19 protein-coding genes and 1 tRNA gene are annotated in these 26,476 nt (G+C 52.6%); 6 read left to right on the top strand and 14 right to left on the bottom strand.

What is annotated here, in order from left to right:
• Positions 1 to 27: 27 nt before the first annotated feature.
• From HNV11_RS07500 to HNV11_RS07455, 10 genes are all read right to left on the bottom strand, one after another.
• Complete coding sequence (locus tag HNV11_RS07500; RefSeq protein WP_171739084.1) at positions 28 to 2,769, bottom strand: phosphoesterase; 2,742 nt, start codon at positions 2,767 to 2,769, stop codon at positions 28 to 30.
• A gap of 1 nt (position 2,770) precedes the next feature.
• The gene (locus tag HNV11_RS07495; RefSeq protein ID WP_171739083.1) at positions 2,771 to 3,310 is read right to left on the bottom strand and encodes an HD domain-containing protein; all 540 of its coding nucleotides are present in this window, start codon (positions 3,308 to 3,310) and stop codon (positions 2,771 to 2,773) included.
• A 65-nt stretch (positions 3,311 to 3,375) separates the two neighbouring features.
• On the bottom strand, positions 3,376 to 4,293 hold the full coding sequence (locus tag HNV11_RS07490; RefSeq protein WP_171739082.1) for a metallophosphoesterase family protein: 918 nt from the start codon (positions 4,291 to 4,293) through the stop codon (positions 3,376 to 3,378).
• A 73-nt stretch (positions 4,294 to 4,366) separates the two neighbouring features.
• Complete coding sequence (locus HNV11_RS07485) at positions 4,367 to 5,959, bottom strand: SusD/RagB family nutrient-binding outer membrane lipoprotein (protein WP_171739081.1); 1,593 nt, start codon at positions 5,957 to 5,959, stop codon at positions 4,367 to 4,369.
• A 41-nt stretch (positions 5,960 to 6,000) separates the two neighbouring features.
• A complete protein-coding gene (locus HNV11_RS07480) occupies positions 6,001 to 9,291 on the bottom strand; it encodes a SusC/RagA family TonB-linked outer membrane protein (RefSeq protein ID WP_171739080.1) in 3,291 nt (1,096 codons plus the stop codon).
• A 163-nt stretch (positions 9,292 to 9,454) separates the two neighbouring features.
• Complete coding sequence (locus HNV11_RS07475) at positions 9,455 to 10,606, bottom strand: TIGR03364 family FAD-dependent oxidoreductase (protein WP_171739079.1); 1,152 nt, start codon at positions 10,604 to 10,606, stop codon at positions 9,455 to 9,457.
• A 51-nt stretch (positions 10,607 to 10,657) separates the two neighbouring features.
• Entirely contained in the window at positions 10,658 to 11,392 is a 735-nt protein-coding gene (locus HNV11_RS07470; protein WP_171739078.1) for an HAD family hydrolase, read from the bottom strand.
• 138 nt (positions 11,393 to 11,530) lie between these two features.
• Entirely contained in the window at positions 11,531 to 12,265 is a 735-nt protein-coding gene (locus HNV11_RS07465) for a response regulator (RefSeq protein ID WP_171739077.1), read from the bottom strand.
• A gap of 8 nt (positions 12,266 to 12,273) precedes the next feature.
• Complete coding sequence (locus HNV11_RS07460; protein ID WP_171739076.1) at positions 12,274 to 14,034, bottom strand: histidine kinase dimerization/phosphoacceptor domain -containing protein; 1,761 nt, start codon at positions 14,032 to 14,034, stop codon at positions 12,274 to 12,276.
• 328 nt (positions 14,035 to 14,362) lie between these two features.
• On the bottom strand, positions 14,363 to 15,832 hold the full coding sequence (locus HNV11_RS07455) for a nicotinate phosphoribosyltransferase (RefSeq protein WP_171739075.1): 1,470 nt from the start codon (positions 15,830 to 15,832) through the stop codon (positions 14,363 to 14,365).
• Positions 15,833 to 15,977: 145 nt separating this feature from the next.
• Between HNV11_RS07455 and rpoN the strand changes: the two genes are divergently transcribed.
• The 5 genes from rpoN to HNV11_RS07430 all read left to right on the top strand — a co-directional run bounded on the left by rpoN (position 15,978) and on the right by HNV11_RS07430 (position 20,368).
• On the top strand, positions 15,978 to 17,429 hold the full coding sequence (gene rpoN, locus HNV11_RS07450) for an RNA polymerase factor sigma-54 (protein ID WP_171739074.1): 1,452 nt from the start codon (positions 15,978 to 15,980) through the stop codon (positions 17,427 to 17,429).
• Positions 17,430 to 17,570: 141 nt separating this feature from the next.
• Positions 17,571 to 18,209, top strand: a complete 639-nt coding sequence (locus HNV11_RS07445) for a hypothetical protein (protein WP_317168081.1) — start codon at positions 17,571 to 17,573, stop codon at positions 18,207 to 18,209.
• Between the two features lie 31 nt (positions 18,210 to 18,240).
• On the top strand, positions 18,241 to 19,038 hold the full coding sequence (locus HNV11_RS07440; protein WP_171739073.1) for an enoyl-CoA hydratase/isomerase family protein: 798 nt from the start codon (positions 18,241 to 18,243) through the stop codon (positions 19,036 to 19,038).
• A 66-nt stretch (positions 19,039 to 19,104) separates the two neighbouring features.
• Positions 19,105 to 19,178, top strand: a tRNA-Arg gene (locus HNV11_RS07435).
• Positions 19,179 to 19,342: 164 nt separating this feature from the next.
• Positions 19,343 to 20,368 (top strand): IS5 family transposase, encoded by a 1,026-nt coding sequence (locus HNV11_RS07430; protein ID WP_171739072.1) that lies wholly within the window; start codon positions 19,343 to 19,345, stop codon positions 20,366 to 20,368.
• Here the strand turns inward: HNV11_RS07430 and HNV11_RS07425 are convergent.
• Both HNV11_RS07425 and HNV11_RS24195 read right to left on the bottom strand, forming a co-directional pair.
• Positions 20,278 to 22,221 carry a DUF2075 domain-containing protein gene (locus HNV11_RS07425; RefSeq protein ID WP_171739071.1) on the bottom strand — a complete coding sequence of 648 codons (1,944 nt, stop codon included), beginning with the start codon at positions 22,219 to 22,221 and terminating at the stop codon, positions 20,278 to 20,280. The genes HNV11_RS07430 and HNV11_RS07425 overlap by 91 nt on opposite strands.
• A gap of 42 nt (positions 22,222 to 22,263) precedes the next feature.
• On the bottom strand, positions 22,264 to 22,467 hold the full coding sequence (locus HNV11_RS24195) for a MazG-like family protein (RefSeq protein WP_205402745.1): 204 nt from the start codon (positions 22,465 to 22,467) through the stop codon (positions 22,264 to 22,266).
• Positions 22,468 to 22,576: 109 nt separating this feature from the next.
• On the opposite strand from HNV11_RS24195, the gene HNV11_RS07415 reads away from it, so the two are divergent.
• Entirely contained in the window at positions 22,577 to 23,338 is a 762-nt protein-coding gene (locus HNV11_RS07415) for an IS5 family transposase (RefSeq protein ID WP_171738942.1), read from the top strand.
• A gap of 579 nt (positions 23,339 to 23,917) precedes the next feature.
• Here the strand turns inward: HNV11_RS07415 and HNV11_RS07410 are convergent.
• Positions 23,918 to 24,799, bottom strand: coding sequence for a toprim domain-containing protein (locus tag HNV11_RS07410; RefSeq protein WP_171739070.1), 882 nt, complete (start codon positions 24,797 to 24,799; stop codon positions 23,918 to 23,920).
• Between the two features lie 327 nt (positions 24,800 to 25,126).
• Positions 25,127 to 26,395: a VapE domain-containing protein gene (locus HNV11_RS07405; RefSeq protein WP_171739069.1), complete on the bottom strand. Its 1,269-nt coding sequence runs from the start codon at positions 26,393 to 26,395 to the stop codon at positions 25,127 to 25,129.
• Between the last annotated feature and the right edge of the window lie 81 nt (positions 26,396 to 26,476).

The following is a 26,476-nucleotide window of genomic DNA, read 5'->3' as shown; positions in this document are numbered from 1 at the left end:
GGTTCCCGTACAGAGGTTACCCGGCGTTTAGTTGCCTTCGTTCTGCTGCCGGTAATGCTCGGCCCGCTGGTCAGCGCGGTCGTCCATCTCCGGGCCTTTCTGGATTTTACGCCAGTCGAATGGCTTTTTGTAGGGTTTCATCGCCTGCTGCGGATCGAAAATACGCCCATCAGGCAGGACGACATCGTACGGCCGGAAGTCGGGTTTGTCGGTAAAGAAATCCTGCAGCAGCGAGGCCGTCAGATCGTACTGGTTCACGTAGCCAACGCCCAGGATGTTGTAGATCACTTTGAGGATGGAGCCAAAGTTGGCGTGCGTATGCGACACGTACCCGCGTTTGACATACGGCCCGGCCAGCATCAGCAGCGAGCGGTGCGCATCAATGTGATCAACGCCCCCCTGCGGGTCATCTTCGGTAACAACCACGAGCATGTTCTTCCAGTATTTGGTGCGCGACAGAAAGTGCAGAATCCGGCCCAGCGCCAGGTCGTTATCGGCCATGTAGGAGTGCAGATACGGGTAACCGAAATCCGGACGCGGGCTGGCGCCATGATCGTTCGGAATCATGACCGTAACGAGCTGCGGCATAGTCTGTTTACCGTTAAGCCATTTTGCCGTGAACTCCTGTTCAAACTGCTCCATCCGGTACTGGTCGGGGATGTTCGTGTTGTAGCCCGCATAATTGCGCGAAGTGTGCGGATAGACGGCCTTGGGCATCGGAAACACCACCGACTGCGCAGCACCGAACTGCGTGGTAGTCCACTCCTCCACCGACCCGGCATACTCGTTGGCCTCGCCGAAGTTGAAAAACGAAACCCGGTTTCGCTCCAGGGCTTCCCACAGCCCGCCAATTTCGTTGTAATCTTCGGGGTCGATGGCACCGGTCGTTTTCGGAAACCGCCGGCCGGGCGCTTTCGAAAAGGCGTCGAATCGCCCTTCCGACGCAGCATTGGCCTCTACCCACTCGTTCGGGATAGTACCCATCATCCAGTGGTGTCCGTGGATACTGGCATCCGAATCGCAGTAGAAATTATCGGAGAAGGCAAACTGGCGGGCAATGTGAACGTGGTTGGGCGAAATGTCGGCGGCTGTAATCCGTACCGTATCGCCGGGCTGGTCATTCGTCCGGCCGCTGGTGCCCCGGCTGGTCGCAATCCGGCTCCGCACCGTTACGCCCGTCCCGAACCGCGCCAGCGTCGAATCGCCCCGGCCGGTTGCCAGTTGCCCCAGCACTTCATCGTAGGTGCGGTTTTCCTTGGTGATATATACAATGTGTTTGATTGGCGACAGCCGCGTTTTAGGCAGCACCGGCAGCGGATTCCGGCCGTTGTCGGTGAGCGCAACGGTCTGATAGGTGTTGGCCAGCACCTGCTTTGTATAAACCGCCAGTTGAACCAGTGTGGGCACCGGGATGGCCTGAAACGTGCCGAGCTGAATGTCGCCGATGTATGTTCCCTGCGGGGGTTTCACGAAACTCTGCCCACCGTTCGGCCCGGCACCGTAGCCCCGGGCAGACGTAACGTAAAGCGTTTTTTCGTCGGGAGAAAGCGCCACGCGCGTTGGTCCCCAACCCGTAGGAATCAGGCCCCGGACCCGACGGGTCGGAACATCCACGACGGCAACGGCGTTGAGCGCCAGCAGGGCGACGTAAATCGTTTTCTGGTCGGCGGTCAGCGTCAGTCCGAACGGCATCAGGCCCCGGTAGCGGTCCAGCTTTGGGTCGATACGGAGCGAAATTGTGCCTGCCAGTTTGCGGGTTCGGTAATCAATCACCGAGAGGTTATCGTTGGTTGCGTTGGAGACGTAGGCATAGCGCCCCCCCACGGCCACTGAGTTGGGCGAGGCCCCGCCAACCACTTCGGCCTCCTCAATCATCTCACCAATCTGCACGCCGGTCTTGAAGCGATTAACAACCTTATTCGTTGCCAGGTCTACTGTCCAGACGCTCATGGCCTCGTCGGCCAGCGGACTGCCCAGTCCCGGAATCCGTCGCCCTTCGGCTTCAACTCCCTCGGCCGACTCTTTCGTATGAGCCGCGTAGGGTGGAAATTTCAGGGCCATCGTGTCTTTGTTGGTTCTGGTTACGCCCGGCACTTTCGGATACACATACAGACCCACGTTCGCCACAAAAGCAAGCTTCCGGTCGGGGCTGAGAGCCAGCCCGAACGGCTGCCGTCCGGTTGGAATTGAGGCCGTAATGCGCTGGGTGGCCCGGTCAATCCGGACGAGCCGGAAATTGGCCCGGTCGAGTACCAGCAGTTCATTGCCGTTCAGCAGCAGGTCCGACGTAAAGCTGTCTTCGTAGCCGTTGCCATCCAGGCTAATGCTGTCCACCAGTCGAAGTGCATCGGTATCAAAAACCAGCACGCGCCCTTTGTCGCCATTGCTGAGGTAGGCCGTGCGGTTGTCGGGTGCAAAGGCAACGCCCAGAAATGAACCGCCTTTCAGCACAGGGGGGATCGTACCGGCATAGTCAGGCACGCGGATGGCCTTCGGGGCCTTTGTCAGGTCCATCACCGTCAGAACGCCGTCGTGCAGCAAAACGGCGCGCTGACCGTTGGGTGCGAGTGCCATCCCGAATGGATCGTTGGTCACGCGGATCGTATTACCCGCCGGACTAACGTAGCGTCCGCTGGGTAATACCGATTTACCAGCCGGGTCAATGCTGCAGAACTCCGCACGACCGGGCACCTGCAGCGTTGTGTACGTCTTCTGAGCGAAGGCGGGAAGGGTAAGCAGGAGGAAAAAAAAGTAGAAGGAGTTGCTCATATCAATTGCGTTGCCGACGGCATAAATCAAGGTAGTAGTCCACGCCCTGCGTGGGTAGACCCGGTATTTTGGCCTGTTCATCCCAGCCCCGCACCTGAAGAATTTCGCGAAAATACGGGTTACGTTCAAACGCAGCGGCTTCGTCGGTCGTCATTGGCCCTCCCTGAAAGACCAGCGTTTTCAGACTGGCTTCCGACAGGCGGGCGAAGTAATCCGGGTTCTTAAAAACCAGGTACCGTTTGGCGTTTACATGGTTCTCGATCAACTGCGCGACCTTTTCCGAAAAGCCCAGTTTCCGCAGGCAGTCGGCTCCCAGCCGTTCGTGGTCAATCGTACCGTAGCCATCCATGTAGCCATCGGCGGTTTCGGCGGGCAGCAGGTGACCAATGTCGTGCAGGAAAGCCGCTACGACGGTGTCGGCATCCGTTCCGGCCTGTTCGGCCAGTTGGGCGCACTGCAGCGCGTGTTCAAGCTGCGTAACAGGCTCCCCGAAATAAGCGTCCTGGCCGCTTTGGGCAAAAAGTTGGGCAATGGTTTCCATAGACAGACAAGCTAAACGCAACGTAAGGAATAGCCCCTACACTCATCGGCGGTTTACCCGCCAAGTTACGCATAGGGCAGATACGTCCGTTCGATGCTGCCGTCGTCGTAGAGGTCAAAGAGCGCGTAACCCGCTTTGGTTTCGTGGTAGGTATCCCCATTCCACCAGTTGCCACTCACGGCTCCGTTGCAGAAATACGTTACCCCGTTGTATTCTACCCGATCCAGCAGGTGCATATGCCCGCTGAGGCAGGCCCGCACATTGGGATACTGGTAGAACAGGCCGATCAGATCAACGGCGTCGGTATGGTTCCAGCTGCCCGGAATCTGCCAGTTGCCGTTCTTTACGTTGGCTTTATCATAGAAGACCGTTGCCGATACGATCGGAATATGCGACAGAACCAGAACCGGCGTTTTAGAGTCCGTTACCGCCAGATCCTGCTTCAGCCAGGCCATCTGTTCGGGATCGATATGGCCCGTGTACCACTTGCCCTCGGGGGTCGGCTGAACACTATCGAGCATAATAAAATGCCAGCCATTCCGATCGAAGCTCCGGTAGCGACCGCTGATCTGCATCTGGTCAACGGCCCATTTTTTGCCGTAAAGCGGATCATTTTTGGCGTTCTCGTAGCCCCATACGTCATGATTGCCGATGCAGTACTCAACGGGCAGAGAGTTGTCGGCTTTTACCACCTCATGCCACGCGGTCCACTGCTTCGTTACCTTGTCGCGGTCCTGCGCCAGCGCGTCCATTATCACGTCGCCCCCATGCAGCATAAACGTCGGCTTGTCGGCCTGATCCTGGGCATGATGCAGACACCGGGCAATGGCTTCCATAGGCTTAAGCTGCGCCGTGATGTGTGTATCGCCGATATAGGCAAAGCGGGTCAGCAGTTTACGGGCCAAGGCAGGAGACGTAATCAGGCCGGGCGCGGCAGCGATGGGCAGCAGGCCGGCCGTTTTGAGAAGGGTTCTGCGGTTCATGAAGCGATTATAGTAATTGCAGGTAGCTGGTGCAAAGGGTTTGATTTCGCACCAGCTACCTTTTAAGTCAGATTTATTTCAGCAGCCACATGGTGGCGTTGATATCGTCGACGCCACCGTACTGCGCGGCCAGGGCCACATTCAGGTTCTCGCCGTTCGTCGTCCGCTCGTTGTTCGGGTACCGCCACCGCTTAGGTATCTGGCCGCTGTTACCCGTTCCCACGCCCGTCAGGAACGTTGGCACGCCCGTCCGGCGCTGGTTAAAGAAAGCTTCCAGACCGGAGTTCTGGAAAAAAGCCAGGTATTTCTGCGTCAGGATCTGGTTCAGGCCTTCCGTCGTGTTGCCCGCGTACTTCACAATCGGCTGAGCGAGGTAATCGCTCAGGCTGAAGTTGATGGTATAGGTATCGAAGCTGGCGATGCCGCCATCGTGCGAAAACGTTACGGTATTGTCGCCGTCTTTCAGACCATAAAAATTCATCGACGCTGCGATTCCTTTCTGGTAAAAGTCGGCGGCATTCCCGCTTGCCCACCCCCGGTTGATCCCTTCGGCCATGTTAAACATCAGCTCCGGATAGCCAATGATAAATACGGGTTCGCCGGCATAGGTGGTGTAGTAACGCTTCCGGTTCTGAAACGAATATTCGCCCTGGAGCGCCTTCGTTGCCATATCCTGCAGGTCTTCGCCGGAGCTGGCGCCAACGAATGCTCCAAAATCGGTTGGCTTGAGACCAGCTTTCAGCCTGGCGGCTGCCGGCTCGGCCACCACAAAAATACGCGGATCCCGGCGTTCGACCAGTGCATCCACGAACGTCTTGGCCATGTTCTCCCGCGTGGCATTCTGCCCAAAAGTGTCCTGGCTGCGCGGGTACTTGGTTACGTTGTTGTAGATAAACTGCAGGTTATCGCTCATGTCGGCCATCACAGGATATTTAGCCGGGTTAGCTACCACTTCGGCAAACTTCTGCTTAATGTTCAGATCCGGATCAGCTTCTTTCCGACTTAGACTGATCAGCACGCGCAGTTTAAAGGTGTTCACCACTTTCTGCCACTTCCGCAGGTCATTGTTCAGATAAAAATCTCCCGCCAGCGTGTTGTCTCCCCGGGCAATGATGGTGGTCAGGTCGGTATTAGCTTCATCAAGCCACTTCAGAATCTGCAGATAAACGGTTTTCTGGTCATCGTATTTCGGCGTCAGGTCGGCCTGTCCCTGCAGCGCTTCCGAAAGCGGCACATCACCTACCCGTCGGGTCATGTTCTCGTAGAAAAAAGCCCGCAGAAACTTACCCAGCGCCGAATAGGGATTCACATCGGCGGCTCCGGCCCGCTTAGCCTCCGCTTCCATCCGGAGAATGTCCTTGAGGGTGTAGTAGTTCAGCGAGGTCGTCGTCCAGGCGTATTCGTTAGTGGCGTAATAGTTGTAGTTACTGGCGTAAAACTGGTTGTAGCGCTGCTCGGCACCCCAGGGCGAATAGGTTACGCCCGCAAAGCCCGACGGGCTGTTGCTGGCATCGTACATATCGTTCAGGATACCCCGCAGCACCAGCGACGCGGGCGCATTGACCGGGCGGTTGGGGTCTTTTTCGAGTTCGTCGAACGACTTCTCACAGCCCGTCAGCAGCAGGACGAGGGCAAGCGTCGGTATTATCAGTTTATAAATGTTCATGGCTAAAGTCATTTATGAGCCGGGGCAGTATTGCCCCTGAATTAGAAGGTCAGATTCAGGTTAATCCCGTACCGGCGGGTAGTTGGCGTTTGCAGGTCCGAACGGCCACCGTTGGTGAACTGGTCGATGTCAATGTCTTTCTTCTCGGCAAAATAGAGCAGGTTACGGCCCACAAACGAGATCGACGCCTGTTTAACCCCGATCCGGTTCAGCAGGGGGGCGGGCAGGCTGTAGCCGATCACCACTTCGCGGAGTTTGGCAAAGCTGCGGCTGATGAGGTTGCCGCCGTCGAAACCATACCGCCGGGCGATATAGTCCTGCAGAAACGCTTTGGTGGTGTTGGGCGCAAATTGCAGCTCGCCGTAGTTCGTTACGTTGCCATCGGCATCGTAGTTGATCTTCCCGTTGTTTGAAATCTGGACGCCTTCGCCAACGTAGGACTTCACGCCCAGAACATCCTGCCGACGAGCTTCGCCCATAACGCCCTGCACGGTATTGATGATCCGGCCACCAGCGTAGGTCTTCTGCTGCACATAGTCGGAAATAACACCCCCCACGCGCCCGTCGAACTGGAAGCTGAACGTAAGGGCTTTATAGCTGAAGCGGTTGTTGACGCCCCATACCCAGTCCGGATTGATATACCCCACAAACTGAGCGACGGGCCCAATGATCGGGCGGCCACCGGCATCATTGATGATCTGCCCATCGGGCGTGTACACGAACGTATTGGTGTAGTACTTGTCAACGCGGTCGCCCACTTTAAAGAACGTGTTCAGCGATGATACGCCCGGATAAAACTCCTTATACCGTTCGGTATAGGTAGACCAGTTCACCAGGACGTCCCAGTTCAGTCCGCTGGCACTACGCAGGGCCTTTCCCGTCAGCGAAAGTTCAACGCCTTTTTTCTGGGTTTTGATGCCGTTCACGAGCAGGGATGCATAGCCCGTTGTTTCAGAAATCGGCAGGTTGAAGATGCGCGGTCCATCGTTGCTGATGTAGTAGGCGGCATCAAACGTGAGCCGGTTGCTCAGGAAACGCATATCCAGACCGGCTTCAACCTGCGAGGTCGAGTTCGGTTTAATGTTAGGGTTGTTCAGCGTATTGGTGTAGTAGGCCGACGGCTGGTTGTTGTAGGTCAGCGGAGTGCTGTAAACCGCCGAGTTCTGGTAAGTCGGACCGTCATAGGCCGACATATACTGCTCGCCATAGCCCAGCGGAAACTGCGGAATTCCGATTGTGGCCTGGGTCAGCGCGTCTTTTACGTTGGCAAACGAAGCCCGTAGCTTCAGGAATGAAATAGCATCGGGCAGCTTTACGTAATCTGACACGACCGTGCTCAGGGCCACCGAGGGATAAAAGAAGGTATTGTTGCCCCTGGGCAAGGTAGACAGCTTATCCATCCGCCCCGTCGTCGAGAGCGTCACGCGGTCGCGCAGAGTAAAATCGGCGGAATAGTAAGCCGACAGCACCCGCATATTGGCCGAATAGCTGGACGCAATGAGCGGATTGGCCGAGTTGGCGAAGGTGTACACGCCGGGTACGTTCAGGTAGTTGGTCGAGGTAAAGTTCGAGTTGTAGTTGTACAGCCGCAGGTTCCCACCAGCAATGGCGTTGACGGTCAGGGCGGGTACAACCTGCCGGTTGAATTTAATCAGCAGATCGGTGTTGTTATCGATCAGGTTCCGGCGGTCTTCGCGGTAATCTCCGCGGGCTTCCTCCCGGCCATAGGCGGTTGCCGAATAGGGCATTTTCTCGGTCCGCAGCAGATTCCAGGTCGAAACCTGCGTCCGCAGGGTTGCGTCGAGGCCCGGCGCCAGGTTATAGTTCAGCGACGTCTGGCCAATAATATCGGTTTTATAGTGCCCCCGTAGCCACTCTTTCGACACAAACCAGGGGTTATTATAACGCTGGTATTCGGCGTAAATCTGCTGGATACCTTCCTTACCCGGCTGCCAGTAGTTTTTCAGCTCATCGACATCCCAGTCGGCTCCGCCCCAGATACCTACGTTATAAATCAGCGAGTTGGGCCCATAATTAATGTCCGGAATATTCGGGGTGTACTGCCGGTTCACCTGGATGTCGGCCGCAAACCGCAACCGATCCGTGAAGTTGTAGCCCGACGAAATCTTGAAGGTCGTGCTGTTGAGCTTGGTGTTCGGCACCAGCCCTTTCTGATACGTATGCGAGAGCGAAAAGCGCAGGTCGTACTTCTCGCCCGACGAGGAAACGGCTACATTATTGGTCGAGAGAATACCCGTCTGAATAAAGCGCGACAGGTTATTGGCACCCCGGGCTACGTACGGTGTCGGCTGGCGGTTACTGACGAACGGTTTCACGGCCGGGTTCGGGAAGGTGGTCGTGAAGGTCTGTCCAGGCATAATCGGGCTGTCGTACTGCGGAATCAGCTGCCCTTCAAAGCGTGGCCCCCAGATATCGTAGTCGCCGTCGTTATAGCCGCCCCCGCGCCCATCGGCAAAAGCATAAACCCCGTGGTCGCCGGGCCCGTATTCATTTTGCAGTTTAGGAATAGCCAGAAACCCATTGTCGAACATCTGGCTTGTGTTGACGTCGACCGAGAAGCCCCGCTTGTCTTTTGTACCCCGCTTGGTCGTGATCAGGATGGCGCCGTTCTTACCCCGGAACCCATAGAGCGCCGAAGCCGAGGCTCCTTTCAGGACCGAATAAGTTTCAATATCGTCGGGGCTGATGTTCCAGGTATCAGAATTGACCGGAACCCCATCGACCACAAACAGCACGTCGGTATTCCCACGAAGAACAATGTTGGGTCGGCGCAGCAGTTCGGCGCTCGGTCCGATGGTCAGGCCCGCCACCTTACCCACCAGCGAGTTGATTGGGTTGGGCTCGCGGGCTTTGATAACGCTGGCTCCGTCGAGGGTTTGAATGGCGACGCCCGTCTGACGTATGTCTTTCTTGATGCCAAAAGCCGTTACGACGACTTCATTCAGGGCTTTGGGACTGCCTGTCAGATTGATGTCGATCGTGCTGCGGTTACCAACGGTGATTTCCTGCGTTTCGTAGCCAATGAACGAAAACGTCAGCGTGGCCTGCGGACTCACCGCGTTCAGACTATAGGTACCATCGGCGCGGCTCGTTGTACCGGTGCTGGTGCCCTTCACCACAATCGATACGCCCGGCAGTGGCTGCTGGTCATCGGCCGATACAACGCGACCGCTCACTGACTGAGCCTGAGCGGCCACCGCCGACAACAGCGCGGATAGAAACGTCAGCGTAACAATACCGACCAGCAGACGCGCCCGCTGGTGCAGGCGTGCGGATGGGGGCAGGGATAAACGTAAAGATAGTTCTTTCATACATTTACAGGTTAGCCTTAGTTGGGTGTTCCTGCAAAAGTACAATCGCACTATTACGCCACTGTTGACTGATTGTCAATCATTTGTGAACGAAATCTCCAGAAAGTTCATGCTCGCTTAATCTGGAAGTCCGGGTTATTTTGCACGTATCGCGCGCGGGCTTCTATGCAGATACCCCAAGCCAATGCCGTATGCTGTCTTCGGCATACCCCGCGCCCGAGCTCATGCCTTTGCCGCCGATACCCGTTACGATCCGGATGTTCTCGTCGATGTCGTGCTCGAAGATTTCGGCGGTTGTCTGGCTATAAAACCCCGCCCAGGTTTTACGAATCGTCAGCGGAAACTGCACAATCCGCCGGGCTTCGGTCAGCATCAGGTCGTTGATAAAATCCTGCGTGTGATAGCCCAGGTCTTCGGCCTGCGTCGCATCGGCGTATTCGTGCGAGTCGCCCACGATGATTGAGCCATCCGTCGCCTGCTTGAACAGAATATGAATCCCCCATTTTTTGAGTTCAGCCAGATGCTCGGGCGTTTTCAGTCGGGCGTAGGACGGACACTCCTGAAAGGCTTCGTACCGCCGAATGGTTAGCCCCGTCAGGATATTCCCCGGTAGGATCAGCCCCGGCACCGGCTCAGCCAGCAGCATCTGCAGTTTACTGACCACCAGTTCGGCCTCGGCCAGTACCTCCGGGAACAACAGCCGCACCTCATGCCCCCCGCAGATCAGCACCCGCCCGGCCTGAAACCGCTGCCGGTTGGCCAGCGTCACGATGGCTCCGCTATAATTCGACTGGCAGTCAATTACGAGGGAGCCGGGCCGGTAATCGACGCCGTATCTACGCTGAATGAACGCGATCAGCCGGTGAATCATCTGCTCCGGCTCTACGCTCATTTCGCCCGGAAAGAACAGCCCGCCCATAACGTAATCCGGTTGCAGCCCCGGATAGTTAGCCAGACACTGCGCTTTGCTCAGCAACTCGCTGGGATAGCCTATCCGCTCGTAGCGGTCATGCAGTTCATTTGCCAGCGTCCACTCGTCCGCATCCGACGCGAGATAGACCGTTCCGTTTTCGCGCACGGTCAGGTCAGTTTCGCGCTGGATGGTACGGTAAATCTCCAGGCTACGGCGACCGTAATCGAACCATCGCCCGGCCAGCCCGGATGGCACGACCTGCCCGAAATTACGTACCGTCGCCCCTACGGGGTAGCGGTCTTTTTCCAGCAGTAAGACGCGCTGGCCAGCTTTGGCCGCCTGATAGGCATGAAACGAGCCCAGCGCGCCCGCGCCGACAATAATCAGATCGTAAGTAGCCACGAATAGATTCGGGGTTTGGTCGTAGAGGTAGTCATTATAGGCTGGGAACCGCTACACAGCAACCAGTTCTTTTTCGGCCAGCAGCGCCGGCAACTCAGCCAGCGACGCCAGCAGATAATCGTACGGGTAAGCCTCAAGCTGCTCAAGAGAATGGGTACCGTTCGTTACGCCGAGGTTCAAGGCTACGCCGGCCGCCCGGCCCGACAGCAGATCAGAAGGCGTATCGCCAACGTTCACAACCGCCTTTGGGTTATTGACGCCCAGCAGGTGCATGGCCCGCTCGATCATCAGTGGGTAGGGTCGGCCACGCTCCACCTCGTCGCTGGCAATGGATACCTGAATCATACTGTCCGGACGGCCCACCCGCCGACCGTCAAGATCGGCCAGCCAGCCAAGTTTGTCGAGGATAATGTCAGTTACGGCGCGGTAGAAACCGGTAGTGAGCGCAATGGCAATGCCCCGCTCCCGCAGATATGCCAACGTTTCCAGACACCCTTCCGTGGGCGTTGCGCCCTGCGTCTGGTAATGATCTTCCAGAATCCGCCTGAACGACGCGTAGGAGACATCGACATGCGCCCGAACGTCGGGGTGCAGTTCGCCCAGCTGCTCTTTCCAGAGCGTCTCGAATACATACCGCTTAGCCAGGCCCTGCATAGCCAGAATCCGTTCGTCGGTAACGAACAGACCTGTTTCGGCGGCTGCCTGCGCAAAGCACCGCTCAACTTCATGGTGATCGGTAACGGTAGTGCCGGCCATATCAAAAACCACTAATTCAATGGGTTGCATGCCTGAAGTTATCGTTTGAACGAGCTGTAAAGCAACGGAAACTTTTGATGCGGGCGCTATAAAACGATATTAAGAAATCAAAAAATCGAACGAGCAGCCGGGCGAGCCGGGGCAATAAATCATTCACAAAAGCGGTGCTTATTTGGTGCGGACAACCGTCAGTTTGCGCATCAGTTCCTTGCGGCTGTTGGCCGGAATCTGAATTGCCGGTTTATGGCCGACCATAAACAGATGATTCTGCTCTACCCGTTCGAGGTAGTTCAGGTTGATGAGCAGTGACCGCGACAGCCGGTAAAAGTTGGGCAGAGGGAAGTATTGCGCCAGATGGCTCAGGTTCATGCTAATATGGTAAGATTGCTCACGGTTTAGCAGAAATATCTTTACGTATGCTCCATCCGCTTTCAGGTACAGCACATCGTCAATGTTAATTTTTTCATAGCCTTTGTCAACCGGCAGATATAACTGCTTCGAAGCTGACGAATCGACGGCTTGATTCAGCCGGAAATAATGGTAAGCCAGCTCAATCTGCAGTTTCAGTTCCTCCTGCCGAAACGGTTTGAGCAGATAGGCCGCCGGCCGGGTTGCCTTCGCCGACTGAAACATGTCGGGTTCGGAGTTGGCCGTCAGGTACATAATCGGCATCCGGTGATACGTCAGCAGTTCCTTAGCCGTATCAATTCCGTTGCGGATAGAGCCCACGAGCTCAATATCGATCAGGGCCAGATCGGGCGACTGGTTTTTAACGGCTTTTACGGCCGACAGAAAGTCGTGCGCAACGCCCGTAATGGTGTGTCCGGCTTCTTCCAGCGTTTCGCGCAGATCCATCGCCGTAATAGTATCATCTTCAACAATCAGGATTTGCAGTGTCTCCATGTTCAGCGTCAGATGGTAAACTCCAGGGTGAATAGGACTCCACCATCGGAGCGAAATTTATGCGTTCCCCGTAACTGGCGAGCCTGAGCCTGAATGAGCTGCATCCCGAATGAACCGTTTTCCGGCGAATGGGAACCCGCAGCCAGCCCCGGCATAGAATCATTCAATTCAGATCCCGCCAGTCCGGGACCGTTATCTTTTACGATGAATGTCAGGTGGGCATGCTTCCGGTAGCAGACGACACTGAACCGGGGCCCGGCCGAATGCGGGAACGCATACTTACAGGCATTGGTCGTCAGTTCATTCAGAATTAGACCCAGCGGCACGGCTTTATCGGCCGACAGGCTGATGTCATCAATATCAAATGAGGTTTGTACGGTGTAGTGTCCATATGTTTTCAGAACACTTTCGACCAGCTCCTGAATAAACTCGCTCAGATTTACTTCGGCTAACTGACCCCCATCGTACAGCCGCCGGTGCACAATCGCCATTGACTGCACCCGAAGCAGGCTCTCCGCTACGGCCGTTCGGGCAGCTTCGTCAGATAATCGTCTGGACTGAAGATTAAGCAGGCTCGAAATAACCTGCAGATTGTTTTTAACGCGGTGGTTCTGCTCGCGCACCAGGGTCTCGTTCCGTCGGCTGATGCGTTGATTTTTTCGGTAGAGCCGAAAAAACACCACGCTCATTCCGGCCGTCACGATAAACAGTGTCGACGTAGCCAGCGTAAAGCGTTGCTGGGTATGGAGCGTCTGGGCGCTCAGGGCCAGTTCGCGATTACGCGCCCTGATCAGGGCTTCTTTTTTTTCGGATTCGTACGCTACGTTCAGCTGGGCAATTTTACCGTCCCGATCCGACAGAAGCCCGATTTTTTCCAGTTCACTCTGTTTTTTTACGTGGTCAAATGCTTCTTTCCATTGGCCTGTCGTCTGATAATAACGAACAAATTCTTTTTCCAGGTCCAGGCGGGTATCATATTCATCGACCCGGTTAGCGTTGTAAAGCTGTTCAGCCTTAAGTAGCGTCTGGAAGGCCATTTGCTGTTTACCGAATTCAAGATAAGCCGCGGCCAGGTGCAGCATGACGTTTGTCCTGAGCCGGTTTTCGTGCAATAAAACGAATAACGATAACGCCTTCTCCAGATATGGAATCGCCTGCGGGTCTCTGGCCTGCGTAAAGAGGGTTCCCAGTTGCAACGTTGCTTCAGCAATACCCAGCGAGTCCTTTAGTTTATAACACAGAGCCTCCTGCTTCCGATAGTAAACCAGACTATTCTTGAATTGCATCCGGTTTGCAGCAGATGGCTGCTTCTTCCACAGGTTTTCCCAGGCTCGTCCTATGGCTCCATAGGCCCGCACCAGTTCCTTGTCGGACTGGATACGCTGAGCCATTTGCATGGAAAGGTTCGCGTAGCGCAGCGCATCGTTCTCCCGGCCAAGCCGACCTTCGTTTTCACTCAATCTGACGTAAATACGCGCCAGATCATCCGAATCGCCCCGGGACTCGAGAATCCGCATGGATTTGAGAAAATACCGCTGCGAAGTCTGATAATCGCCCGCAAAGACATAGGTTTTGCCGTAAAGATACCAGGCTTCGGCCAGTTGGAGCGAGTCGCTGGCCGCGATAGCCTGCCGCTCGGCTTCCCGGGCGTGCCGTAAGCGATCAGGTTGCAGTTTGAGGTGGGTAACGTCCTGTCCCATGACCACGCCGGAAACAAATAACCAGCCGAGGCATAAGCCACTAAGGCACAGAACTGAACGGCGAAACATCCGGGTTGCAGGTTTAGGTCGGTACCAGTGTTAAACGTCACGTACCAAATGTACTAAAATGGCTAAGGTTGTAACTGACCATCTACAAAAAAAACAGCAGGATTGGCAAGAAAAAACCCCGATTTGACAAAGCCAGGATTGCTTGAGTGTAGAGAAAAAGAGAAGTTTGAAATTAAGCGACTATCCTGAATATATGTGACTACACAATATGTGCTAGTTGTATCAGCCAGACCTTGCCGCTTCTATCCATACGCCAGTTAGTACTTCTCACCGGTATCGGGTCACGAATGAGTCGGCATGCTATGTCGACTCATTCGGTGAGAAGCCTTCACCGTCCTTCCCGCAGTTTGAGAATTAATTCCGTTTTCAGTTCGTGCAGCCCCTGTTCCAGACCAACGGGATAGATGTGTGGGTTGACGAACCGCTTGACGCCCGGATGCAGCCCGGCAAGCTGCGTCTGCACGCGCGCCCGTACGGTATGAATATCCGGGTTGGCGTACACGCACTGCCCCGCCCGAAACACCGGCACCAGCAGGTTTTCAAACGGCTGCCCAACGTCAAATCGTCGGCGCTTGGTAAAATCCAGCGGATCAATCAGGGTCACCAGCCGTTCTGCACCGTTCATTTCTTCGTCGTAGATCATGTCGGCCAGGAACCCCCGCTCATCGCGGAACCGACGTACCTGCTGGAGCCCCGGCGTCGAAATCTTGATGGCCTGCTCCGAGAGCTTCATTTTATAGTCCCACGCGCCCGACGCTTCGTGACGAATGGCCGCCAGTTTATACACCCCACCCAGCGCCGGCTGATCATAGGCCGTAACCAGCTTCGTGCCTACGCCCCAGATCGTGATTCTGGCCCCCTGCTGTTTCAGGCTGGCAATGATCGTTTCGTCGAGGTCATTACTGGCCACGATGGCCGTATCCGGAAAGCCGGCCTCGTCCAGCAGCTTACGCGCTTCAATGCTCAGGTAAGCCAGATCACCCGAATCGAGCCGGATACCCGACAATTCGTAGCCCTGCCGACGTAACTGCCGGCCCGTTTCAATGGCGTTCTGAACGCCCTGCAGCGTGTCATAAGTATCAACCAGCAGCGTAACGTTGTTCGGCATCACGCGGGCATAGGTCTCGAACGATTCCAGCTCGCTGTCGAACGACATCACCCAGCTGTGCGCGTGAGTTCCCCGCACCGGAATGTCATACTGTTTACCCGCCAGAACGTTGGAAGTAGCATCGCAGCCGCCGATGTAAGCCGCCCGGCTGGCCGTCAGGCCTCCGTCTATTCCCTGCGCCCGGCGCAGCCCGAACTCCAGCACCGTATCGGTTTCGGCCACGAGCCGCAGCCGGGCGGCTTTGGTCGCAATCAGCGATTCGAAGTTAACCAGGTTCAGCAGGGGCGTTTCCAGCAGCTGACACTGCAAAATTGGTCCCCGTACCCGCAGCAGCGGCTCATTCGGGAACGTAACGGTCCCTTCGGGTACGGCCTCCAGGTCGATGGTAAGCTTCAGACCAGCCAGATAGTCCAGAAAAGCTTCCTCAAAAAGCGGCTGCCCGTCATTACCCGTTAGTGACCGCAGGTAGTGCAGGTCTGCTGCCGAGAACCCAAAGTTATTGACGTAATCGACAGCCTGCGCCAGCCCGCAGGCGATAGTGAAACCGCCCCCAAACGGGTTTTTACGGAAATACAGGTTAAAGACGGCTTCTTTTTCACTCGTACCAGACTTCCAGTATCCATAGGCCATCGTTAGCTGATAAAGGTCCGTCAGTAGACTCAGGGAGGTATCGTATACGTTCTTGATCATGCTGCGAAGGTAGTGGCCGGGAAATTGGTGCAAAATTCCCGACCGGCTAAAACAAAAAAAGATTAAATTGGTCTGATATTTGTCGGGCGCAGTTTGTCAACGCCTACTCAACGTAACTTTAGTATTTAGCCGCCGATTACCGCCCATGCAGAAGTTAAGTCTTACCCAGTCGCTACAGCAGAAACTGTCTCCTCAACAAATCCAGTTTATCAAGCTGTTGCAGATTCCTACCGCCGAACTGGATACCCGGATTGAAGAAGAACTGGAAATCAATCCCGCGCTGGAAGAGGGTATGGATGAAGACTACGATCAGAAAGAGGAAGACCCCTTCGCCGATGAATATGAGGATGATTACAAAGACCGCAACGACGATCTGGATATTGACAGCTACATCCAGAACGAAGATTATGCGGGCTACAAGATGCAGGGCGACGGGAACTACAACGAAGAAGATCGCGACGTACCGCTGGCTACCAGTTCGAGTCTGATCGACTCACTGATGCAGCAGTTTGGCTACCTGAACCTGACCGAAGAGCAACGGATCATTGGCCTGCAGCTTATCGGCAGCATTGAAGCCGACGGCTATATTCGCCGGTCCATGCAGGCTATCGTCAACGACCTTGCCTTCTCGCAGAACGTCTTCACCGACACCGACGAACTGGAGCAGGTTTTACGAAAAATCCAGACCTTCGACCCGCCGGGTATTGCCGCCCGGTCGCTGCAGGAATGCCTGCTGCTCCAGCTCCAGCGCAAGGACCAGAGCGATCCCTACATTATCCTCGGCATCCGGATCATTGAAGAGTTCTTCGAGGAGTTTTCGAAAAAGCACTTCGATAAAATCCAGCGTCGGCTCAACATCAGCGACGAATCGCTGAAGAAGGTAATCGACATCATTATCAAGCTGAATCCCAAGCCGGGTTCGGTCGAAGGCGAATCGGGCACGGCTCAGTACCTGATTCCTGATTTCATCCTGACCAATAATAACGGCAAGCTTGAACTGACGCTGAACTCCAAGAACGCGCCTGAACTGCGCATCAGCCGGTCGTTTGCCGATATGCTCGACACCTACGACAAAAGCAGCAAGCAGAACAAAGCCCTGAAAGAGACGGTCTCCTTCGTCAAGCAGAAGCTCGACGCGGCCAAGTGGTTCATCGACGCCATCAAACAGCGTCAGCAGACCCTGCTCAAGACCATGAACGCCATCGTGCGCTTTCAGTATGATTTCTTCCTGACCGGCGACGAGTCCAAACTCCGCCCCATGATCCTGAAAGACATTGCCACGCTGATCGACATGGACGTTTCGACCGTTTCGCGGGTCGCCAACAGCAAGGCCGTTCAGACCGAATTCGGCATTTATCCGCTGAAATATTTCTTCTCAGAAGGTATTGCCACCGACTCCGGCGAGGACGTCAGCAGCCGCGAGGTAAAGAACATCCTGAAAGAACTGATCGACAACGAGCCGAAGCTCAACCCGCTCTCCGACGATAAGCTCGAGAAAATCCTGAACGAACGGGGCTACAACATCGCCCGCCGGACCGTTGCCAAATACCGCGAGCAGCTGAATATTCCGGTGGCCCGGCTCCGGAAAGAACTCTAAAACAGGATGCAGACTGAATTGGCCCATCCGGCGACTAAATGATGAATGAGCGTAGTTAGTACCTTTGTAAAACAGACGGTTCATTCGCTCGCAAATCACTTATCCGCCCGGTCGGACCGATTTATAATTCTATTGGTATCCTTGACAACCACACTGGCCCGTTTCCTTTCCGTTGCGTTTCATCCGCTGCTGATGCCAACCCTGTTGTTTGGCGTTTTGCTGTTTCAGGTTCCCAGTGTTTTAGGGATGGATGCCTTTACGCCAACTCTGCGCCTTAGCCTGCTCGTTCTGATCTTCGTCGGTACGTTCGGCGTGCCGTCGCTGCTGATTTATTACCTGTTTCGCAGCGGCTATATTCGAACGCTCCACATGACTACGCTTGAAGAACGGCGGCTCCCCTACTTCCTGACGGCGCTGGTCTATACCGCCGTTACGTTTCTGTTTGCCTTCCGAATGCAACTCATTTCGACCATCGCGCCCGAAATTGCGGTGTTGCTGGGCAGCATTACGATCTCCATTCTGCTCGTGGCGCTGATTAGTCTCTACTGGCAGATCAGCGCCCACAGCGTCGGGATTGGCGGGGTTCTGGGCGCCATTGGGGGCATCATGCTGAAGTTCGGCCAGACCGATTTGTTCTTTCCCCTGCTGGTGCTCGTTCTGCTAACGGGCTTTGTGGGGAGCGCGCGGCTTAAACTTAACGCCCATACACCCGCCCAGATCGGCGCAGGGCTGCTGCTGGGATTAACGATCAGCGTAGTGGCCGTGTTCTGGCTGGTATAATCCGTAGCTTTACCGATAAACGGCCCTTTCCATGTTTGAGAACCTTCTTTACGATGTTGCCCACGGCATTTGCCGAATTACGCTCAATCGCCCGCAGGTTTATCACGCGCTCAGTCCCGGCCTGATCCGTGACATTACGGCCGCTATTGAAGCCGCGGGAGCCGACGACAGCGTTCGGGTGGTGGTGCTGACCGGAGCGGGCGACAAAGCCTTCTGCTCGGGCGCCGACCTGAAAGAAGGCGCGGCTTCGGCTATGGCATCGTGCGGTCAGATGGACCTCGGCGACACCCTGCGCACGACCTATAACCCCATGATCCGGGCAATTCGCGACTTACCGAAGCCGGTTATCGGGCGCATCAATGGCGTAGCGGCCGGGGCGGGCTGCTCACTGGCGCTGGCCTGCGACGTCGTGCTATGTGCCGACGAAGCGTATTTCAGCCAGATTTTTGTCAACATCGGCCTCATGCCCGACGCGGGCTCTACGTTCTTTCTGCCCCGGCTGGTTGGCCCGCAGAAGGCGTTTGAGCTGTGCAGTACCGGTCGGCGCGTTTATGGCCCCGAAGCCGCGCAACTAGGTCTTGTTAGCCGCTCCGTTCCCGCTGCCGATCTGGACCAGGCTATAAACGAAGTGGCCGCGTATTATGCCGCTGCGCCGACACGAGCCATTGGGGCTATGAAAAAAGTTTTGAACCAATCGCTCTATTCCGACCTCGACCACCAGCTGGAACAAGAAGCTGAAAATCAAGACGCCTTAGGCAGATCAACCGATGCGGCCGAAGGCATTGGCGCGTTCCTGATGAAGCGGAAAGCAAATTTTTCGGGCAAATAAGTTGACAGACGCCGTTTTTGTCCCTACTTTTGCACTCCCAATCAACGGGAAATGCCAACGAGCAATGCATTCGTAGCTCAATTGGATAGAGCACCTGACTACGGATCAGGAGGTTTGGGGTTCGAATCCCTACGAGTGCACAAAAAATCTGAAAATCCCTCATAATTAGCTAATTATGAGGGATTTTTGTTTCTCATGCGGCTTTGTTGCATGGCTCCGCCCGCCCTGAGTAAAAACAGCACTGGAATGGCGAACTTTGAGATCGCCAAACCTACAAAGCTGCCGCCTGACGGCTTCCAGTGCTATGCCCAAACTACACTTTTTTACCAAAGCCGACCATCAAGCTCCAAAAGACGAAAAAGAACCCAAGAAGCCAAAAACGCCCAAAGAAAAATACCGGATCACTAACTGGCCTGACTACAATAAAGCCCTGATTAACAGGGGATTTGTTACGCTCTGGCTTGATGGAGACACGCTGGCAAACTGGTATTTTCAAGGGACTCGTACTGCCGGTGGACTGATTCACTATTCCGACCAATGCATTCAGGCGGCACTGGCGCTCAAAGCGGTCTTTGGACTCGCGTTTCGACAAGTGCAAGGATTGATTCAGAGCGTGTTAGCGATCATGAAGATGGATTTACAAGTACCAAGTTATAGCCAACTCTGTCGCCGGCAGGCCAGGTTGGTCGCCTTTTCTGCTCCGATACCCCCTGAAGAGCATCCTGTTAAACCCCTTCATATCGTCGTTGACAGTACAGGGCTAAAAGTGTATGGCGAGGGCGAATGGAAGGTCAAAAAGCATGGAGCTGATAAACGCCGTACTTGGCGTAAACTGCATTTGGCAACCGATGAGGCCACCAACACCATCCACGCGGTTGACTTGACGACCAATGCGGTTAGCGATGCGGAGATGGTCAAGCCCTTATTGACCGATGTTGAGCAGTTGATTGCTAAAGTAGGTGGCGATGGGGCCTACGATCAGGTCAAAGTGTATGATGAGTTGGCCAGCCGCCACATTCAGCCCCTGATTCCACCTCGGGCGAATGCTGTTATCTGGACTGATGAAGCGGGGATTGTCTTGATGCATTCTCGTAATGAGTTACTTACCACGATTAAGGCAATCGGTTTATCGGCTTGGAAACGGCAATGCGGCTACCATCGTCGTAGTAAAGCAGAGACCGCTATGTTTCGGTGGAAGACGAGTTTTGGCGAACGGTTATCGACACGCTTGTTAGCGAATCAGCAAACCGAGGCCCAAATCAAAGCTAGTTGTCTAAATCGATTCGTTAAACTGGGAATGCCCAAAGCGGTTAAACAGCATTCAATGTAGCTATGCAACAAAGCCGTTTCTTTATCAAGAAAGTAAACATAACAACCTTTCATTCCGCGAGATAAAAGAACTCGGTAGGTATTCTTTACAAGATCAACAAATTGATCTCGGGACCTTTTTACCGTTGTGTCAAATGATGCTTCTTTGTTGGCTATCCAACCTCCTTTATCAAACCTGTATACTAGGTCTTGCCCAAAAATTACACCAACATAATCGAACTCAAAGCCTTGTGCTGTGTAAATACAACCTACTTGGTTAATCCCGTTCTTATCATATGCCCATAGGGGAGCCCTAGGAATATCCTTGGCTAGCTTCTTAGCATCCGGTTTGGCATTCCAAGGCCGTTGATAACTGCCTATTGTAACATCATTTACCAGGTTTCCTTTAGTGTCTGGTAAAGACCAAGGCCAACAGAAACCGGCTGTCATCCTAGCTGTATACCCCTCATCTACTTTCTGGTGTATTGCTTGTTCTAAGGCTTCCGGGCTACTCATTATTCGAAAGTCGAAGGCCTCCTTATTATCCCAGATCACGTTCGCGGTCTTTTGTATACCCAGTGTGTTGTTGATCCAGTTCACAAACCCATCCGAGCCGTTACAACGAAATTGCGCTTCTAGCTCAAATTCAAACAAGCTGCATTCATTTTTTTGGGCGTACTCTTTAATGTAACGTACCGAGCCTATTTCATCAGGCCGCACAATCTGGTTATCATCGATGAAAAATACTGCTACTTTGGCTACGTTAATGATCTCTTCAATCTGGGCTACATCACTTCGTTTAGCCGCAGGTGTATACATGTTGTTGCTGGTCTTTCGGATGCGATGGGCTTCATCACATATGAGTACGTCTATCTCATTGTACTCGGCTTGCGTATAGCTGTTGAAGTATTTAAACTGCGAAGCCCCTCTTTTCCCGATCACTTCCCGCAAGGTTTCTGTGAAGGCTTTAGAACCTGTAGCGTATTGAGCATTGAATTGATCCTTAAGATACAGATCTGCTAATAAGTTAATGGCAACAACGGATTTGCCTGTACCTGGCCCTCCCTTGACGATCACTACCGACTTTCTTTTGTCATGGAAACCTTTCTTAGCGCAAGCATAGACCCGATCATACACAACAAGCTGTTCATCTAACAAGACATATTGCGGCTGGCCTTTAATCACCTGACCTACATGCTCCATCAGCTTTTTACTGGGTCGGTACTTACTTTCCTCTATTCTACCCAGTACCCTTTCCCCATCACCTTCATCCAGCTTTGTTTTGAGATAGTCACTTAACTCTTCTACATGATCACCTGTAAAGACAGGTGCTACCTGCAATAGACTAGTAAACTTATCGCTAAAGAGTACGTCATCTGCTGGGGCACTGTAATTATGCAGATACGAACACGCAGATAGACTGACCTTGTTTCCCTCGTAGAATGCGGTATGGGAGTCTTCTAGGTATGCTTTGTATTGACCTACTTGAGCCGAGGGGTGTAATACGTCTCGCTTGGCTCCTCCCAGAAAAGTCATCACTTCATTGGCTCCGTCCGAATCATTACAGTGATCCCACTGCTTAAGCTCCAAGATGACTGCGTTATCATTGCCAAGCGAGTCTTTGCCACAGATCATAGCATCCAATCGCTTGGAAGATAAGGGAAGTTGATACTCTAATAGAATGCCATTTTGGGTCAAATTAGCATGCTGGAGTACCTGAGAGGTAGCACGTAAGGAGTTACGCCAGGAATTAAGCTCGTTCGGAGAAGGATTGTAGCGGTAGTAGTTAAAGAAAGCTAACTTCAGTTTGTCAGCGATTTGATTAAGTGTAGAGTCTTTGATGAATTGAGCAGTGGTCCCTGAATATAACCGCATATAGGCAGGTAAACGATAAAGTAGTAATGAAATGGCTGAAGACTACAGTTCAGTATATTTTTTGGCATTTCCCTTCGCCTTGTCGACCGGGTACTTAGCCTTGTTAATTTCTAGCTTAGCTCTGAGGGCTTGCTCCAGATCAACGCTATGGTTGTGAGCGAGTAACAGGCAGTAAGCCATGATGTCAGCTAGTTCATGGCTGAGTTTTTGCACATCGACTTGATTAGCCGATTTCCAGAGAAACAACTCATTTAACTCCGCTGCTTCAATTGATACCGCTAAAGCTTAGAGCGTGTTTTGGAATTGAGAAAGGCTGAGCGTCAGGGCATCTTTGTGTCGACCAAGACATGAAGTAATGACCAAACAGTGGACTCCACTGACTGACGCTCAGTGGACAGCAATTTCGCCTTTTTTGCCTATTCAGCGCAAACGCCAGCATGATCTTAGACGCATTGTCAATGCCATCTTGTGGCCGCTACGCACCGGATGCCAATGGCGTAATATGCCTTTTGAGGGCCTGCCCTGGCAAAGCGTTTGTTATTATTTCCATCGCTGGAAACAGGATGGAACCATTGAGCGATTGAATGCCGCACTCAACGAGTTGGATCGGCTCCGTAACGGACGGGCAGCCCTGCCCTCAGTGCTATGTATTGACACACAGTCCATTAAGTTAGCTCCCATGAGTGGTGAGTATCGTGGTCTGGATGCTCACAAACGCGTGAACGGTCGTAAACGCACGTTTGTGGTCGACACCCAGGGTCGCTTATGGGTGGCTGACGTAGGGGCTGCTAATGAAGCAGACGGGGCATTGGGGGTTGGCCTAATCGCTGATGTGGTATGGCGGGTGGGTGAACACTTGGAGAAGGTGTATGGCGATCAAGCTTACAACGGCGTGTTCGCCCATACACTGGCTGAGTGGAGTATTGAGTTTGAGAAGGCTTCCCGACCTGAATCGGCTCGAGGCTTCGTACCCGTAGCTAAACGATGGGTCGTGGAGCGAACAATTGCGTGGACCAATTTCTTCCGGCGTGTGGTCAAGGATTACGAGTACACCACATCTTCTTCGGTGAGTTGGCTATATTTAGCTAATATTCAACTTATGCTACAACGTATCTAGCCTCCAAGCCAAACATAATTCCAAAACACGTTCTAAGTCCTTAGAGTTATGGAATTGTTTCCAGTCCCGTTCATCTCTGAACGCAATTATCTCGTGGAGTAGGCTGTCTAGTTGAGTCATAATAGCTAAGTAAAGGCATTATTAATGGATTATTTATCCATTTCTCCTCTTAAGAAATAATGTATGATTGGCTTATTGATACTCAATTCTTCCGGATAGTATCTGGTCGAATAACATATGCTAGCTAATCACTAATTTATTAAGCAAATCTAATTATCTAACTATATTCACACTAGTTGAAATTAAGGTTAATGATGCGGTAAAACTACATTTTAGCACAATAATGGCATTTTCATATATTCGGAAGGGGCCTCCTTTGTACTTTCCAAAATGATAAAGGGCGGGGTCAAAAGAAAAAAAAACACCCGAAAATGATGGGTGTTCTTCTGTAACTTACTCAATAATAATCAATTAATCCAAAAGTAGGGTGCGACTTTTCCGTATTTGAGTAAGACATTGATTTACAGTCGATTGCAGCATATGGCCGTTACATAGGAAAGTTTGAAGTAGGTATTCTCCTTAGCAAAGCATTAATGAACTACTTTCCAACCAAAAGGCGTTAAAATCTTTATGACTGGCGTAAAGAGCAGAGCGGTTAGTCACAGTCACATCTGAATTGGAAAGTCTACTTAAGGCCTCTTGCCCAGCTTTATCATTATCGAAATAGGCGTTTACCTTCTGATAGCCTTTCAGGACAGGTAAGGCACTTTCCAAATTAGTCGTTGAATTCAACACCAAAGTTGGGAAAGTAGGCGAACTAAGCCTGTAATATTCCAGTGCTGACAGGAAATCAAATACACCCTCAAATACATTGATCGTTGTAGCCTGCGGAGCCTGTATGGTCGTATAGCCAGCTGGTCCTAGATTGCGTTTCGTGCCTACGCCATTGCGCAAAGCATACCCTCCTCGATCATTGGCGAAACCGAGCGCAAAGAGATTCTTTCCATGTTGGCTATAGTATACTTCCCGGCAATACGTTCGGGCAATAGGAAAGCTGATTTTCCGGCTCTCCACATATCGGATGAGCTGCGTGTTAGCTAGCAACTTTACCGAACGGATTTCCTCTTTAGATTGGGTAGGCTGGATTGGCCCACTAAGGGAAAAGTAAGGCTTGCTTTCCAATCCGGCAAACTTGGTGAGCTTGGCCACCGCTTGGGAGAAGCTACAGCTACTTAGCAGTTGAACTAACCGAATTATATCATCTCCCGCTTCTGGACTGCCAAAATCCTTATATCGGTTAATGGCCGTATTTACTGAGAAAGAGGGCGTGTTTTCTGAGCGAAATGGGGAGTAATATACGTATCGTTGACCGCGATGGCTTACGGGCTGAAAACCTTTGTAAGCTAGGTAATCAACAATGGCTACAGCTTTAGCAATTTGAATGGTTTGTAAGGTAATCATACTGACTTTTTTCTTAGTGGGATTTTATGGTTTGTGATTTGTAGTCGGTTTGTCTTACTACCTTACTACTAGCTCTAGTCGTAAGATGGTCGTAAGTGGGTAGTAGGATGGATCTTACTACCAGGAATGAGCTTTGATAAGCTTGAAATGAACTCTATTGTGGCTGGTAGTAAGGTAGTAAGTAGAACTTGGTAATCTAGAAGTCATTTTCTGAAAGTAGACTGGCTATGAGACGCTTATCATTTATCCTACTGATGCTCAGAAATGAATGAGGGTAGTAGGCACTTTCCTACTACCCCCTTACTACCCTTCCTACTACCGCCAGGTCTACTCTTGGCAGGTTTGCTCGTTGCGTTCCATTAGCATGCGCTCGCGCACCGCCCATACGTACAGCGGTTTGCCATTGACTTTCTTGCTTTTGCGATGAAACTTGAGTTTGGTCAGCGCTTCGCCTAATTGTTTAGAGCGAATCTCCTGACGAGTAGCCGCTTTCAGAAAGGTTTGAATGGCAGAGGTGGTTAGATAAGAAGTCGTCACATTTGATTCAGCCACCGGCTCGTAATACTCCAGTAGTAGCTCATATTCGAGCGTATGCACCTGGAACGCTTCGTTATTAGAAAATAGATCGGCCGTTTCTTCAGCGGTAAACCAATACGTATATCCTTCCCGAAAGAGCTGGTAGGCTTCGGCCCATACCTGATTGATGTCAAGTTGTTGAGCGGCTTGAATGTCTATGCTAAAAGCTTCAAAGGGTAAAAACCGGCGGCTACCAGTGGGGTCGGTAAGAAAATCATTGCCGTTGACACTGCCTAGAAAGGAAGCAATACGAGGCAGTTCTGAGGAAAGCGCATCATACGGCCTACGAATCGTAATGTTGCCTTGAGTAATCAATGTTTTTACTGTCTCACCATCTCGCTTGTTGAGGCTACGCAATTGGTCGTCCAGGTTGACAATAAACTTTTCTCCCAACAGGATCAGTGTATCTTTACTTTCTAGGTTGATTTTACCACAAAACAAATAGCGCAGTAAGGCCGGTGGGCAGAGTAAATTCAACCAAGTCGTTTTAAAAGCTCCCTGAGAGCCCGTCAGTACAAGGCAAGTTTGATTCTGACAACCATCAGCATTTAAGGCGTTGGCAATGCTAGCCACCAGCCACTTGGTCAGACTCAAACAAAATAGCTCGTTGTCCTCAGTTTGCACCGTTTGAGCCAACGCTTTAATGGTTGGTGTATAGGTTGAGGCAGGAGCCGGTAACGATTGAAAATAGGCGTGTAAGGGATTATACCGGGGTGTAAAATCCGATTTAAGAATAACCTTAAGCTTCTCCGGACTTGTAGGTATACCCGTTTCATTGTCTATCTGTCGAACAATGGAATTGAGCGAGTAATCTTCTAGAGCTTCAAAATTGGCTTTGACTTTACCACAATACTCAATTCGGCCATTGAGGACGTTATAGCGGAACTGGAAGCGAAAAGACAAGTATTCTTCAATCAGCCTCCGTTTACTCTGTATGGCTGGCGATGTTGATTCAGACTCTTTCTGTTTTCTCTTTGTGGGCAATTCTTTGTTCTTAGCTGGTAGATTGGTGTTAATCATTAATTTTGCACTATTCTTTAAGTTTAATAAAAGCGAATGGAGTAAGCCCCGCCAGGATTGGTAGGGCTTCTTTGTTTAATT

The sequence above is a fragment of the Spirosoma taeanense genome (genome assembly GCF_013127955.1).
GTDB lineage: Bacteria > Bacteroidota > Bacteroidia > Cytophagales > Spirosomataceae > Spirosoma > Spirosoma taeanense.
This window is presented reverse-complemented; position numbering and strand designations above follow the sequence as displayed.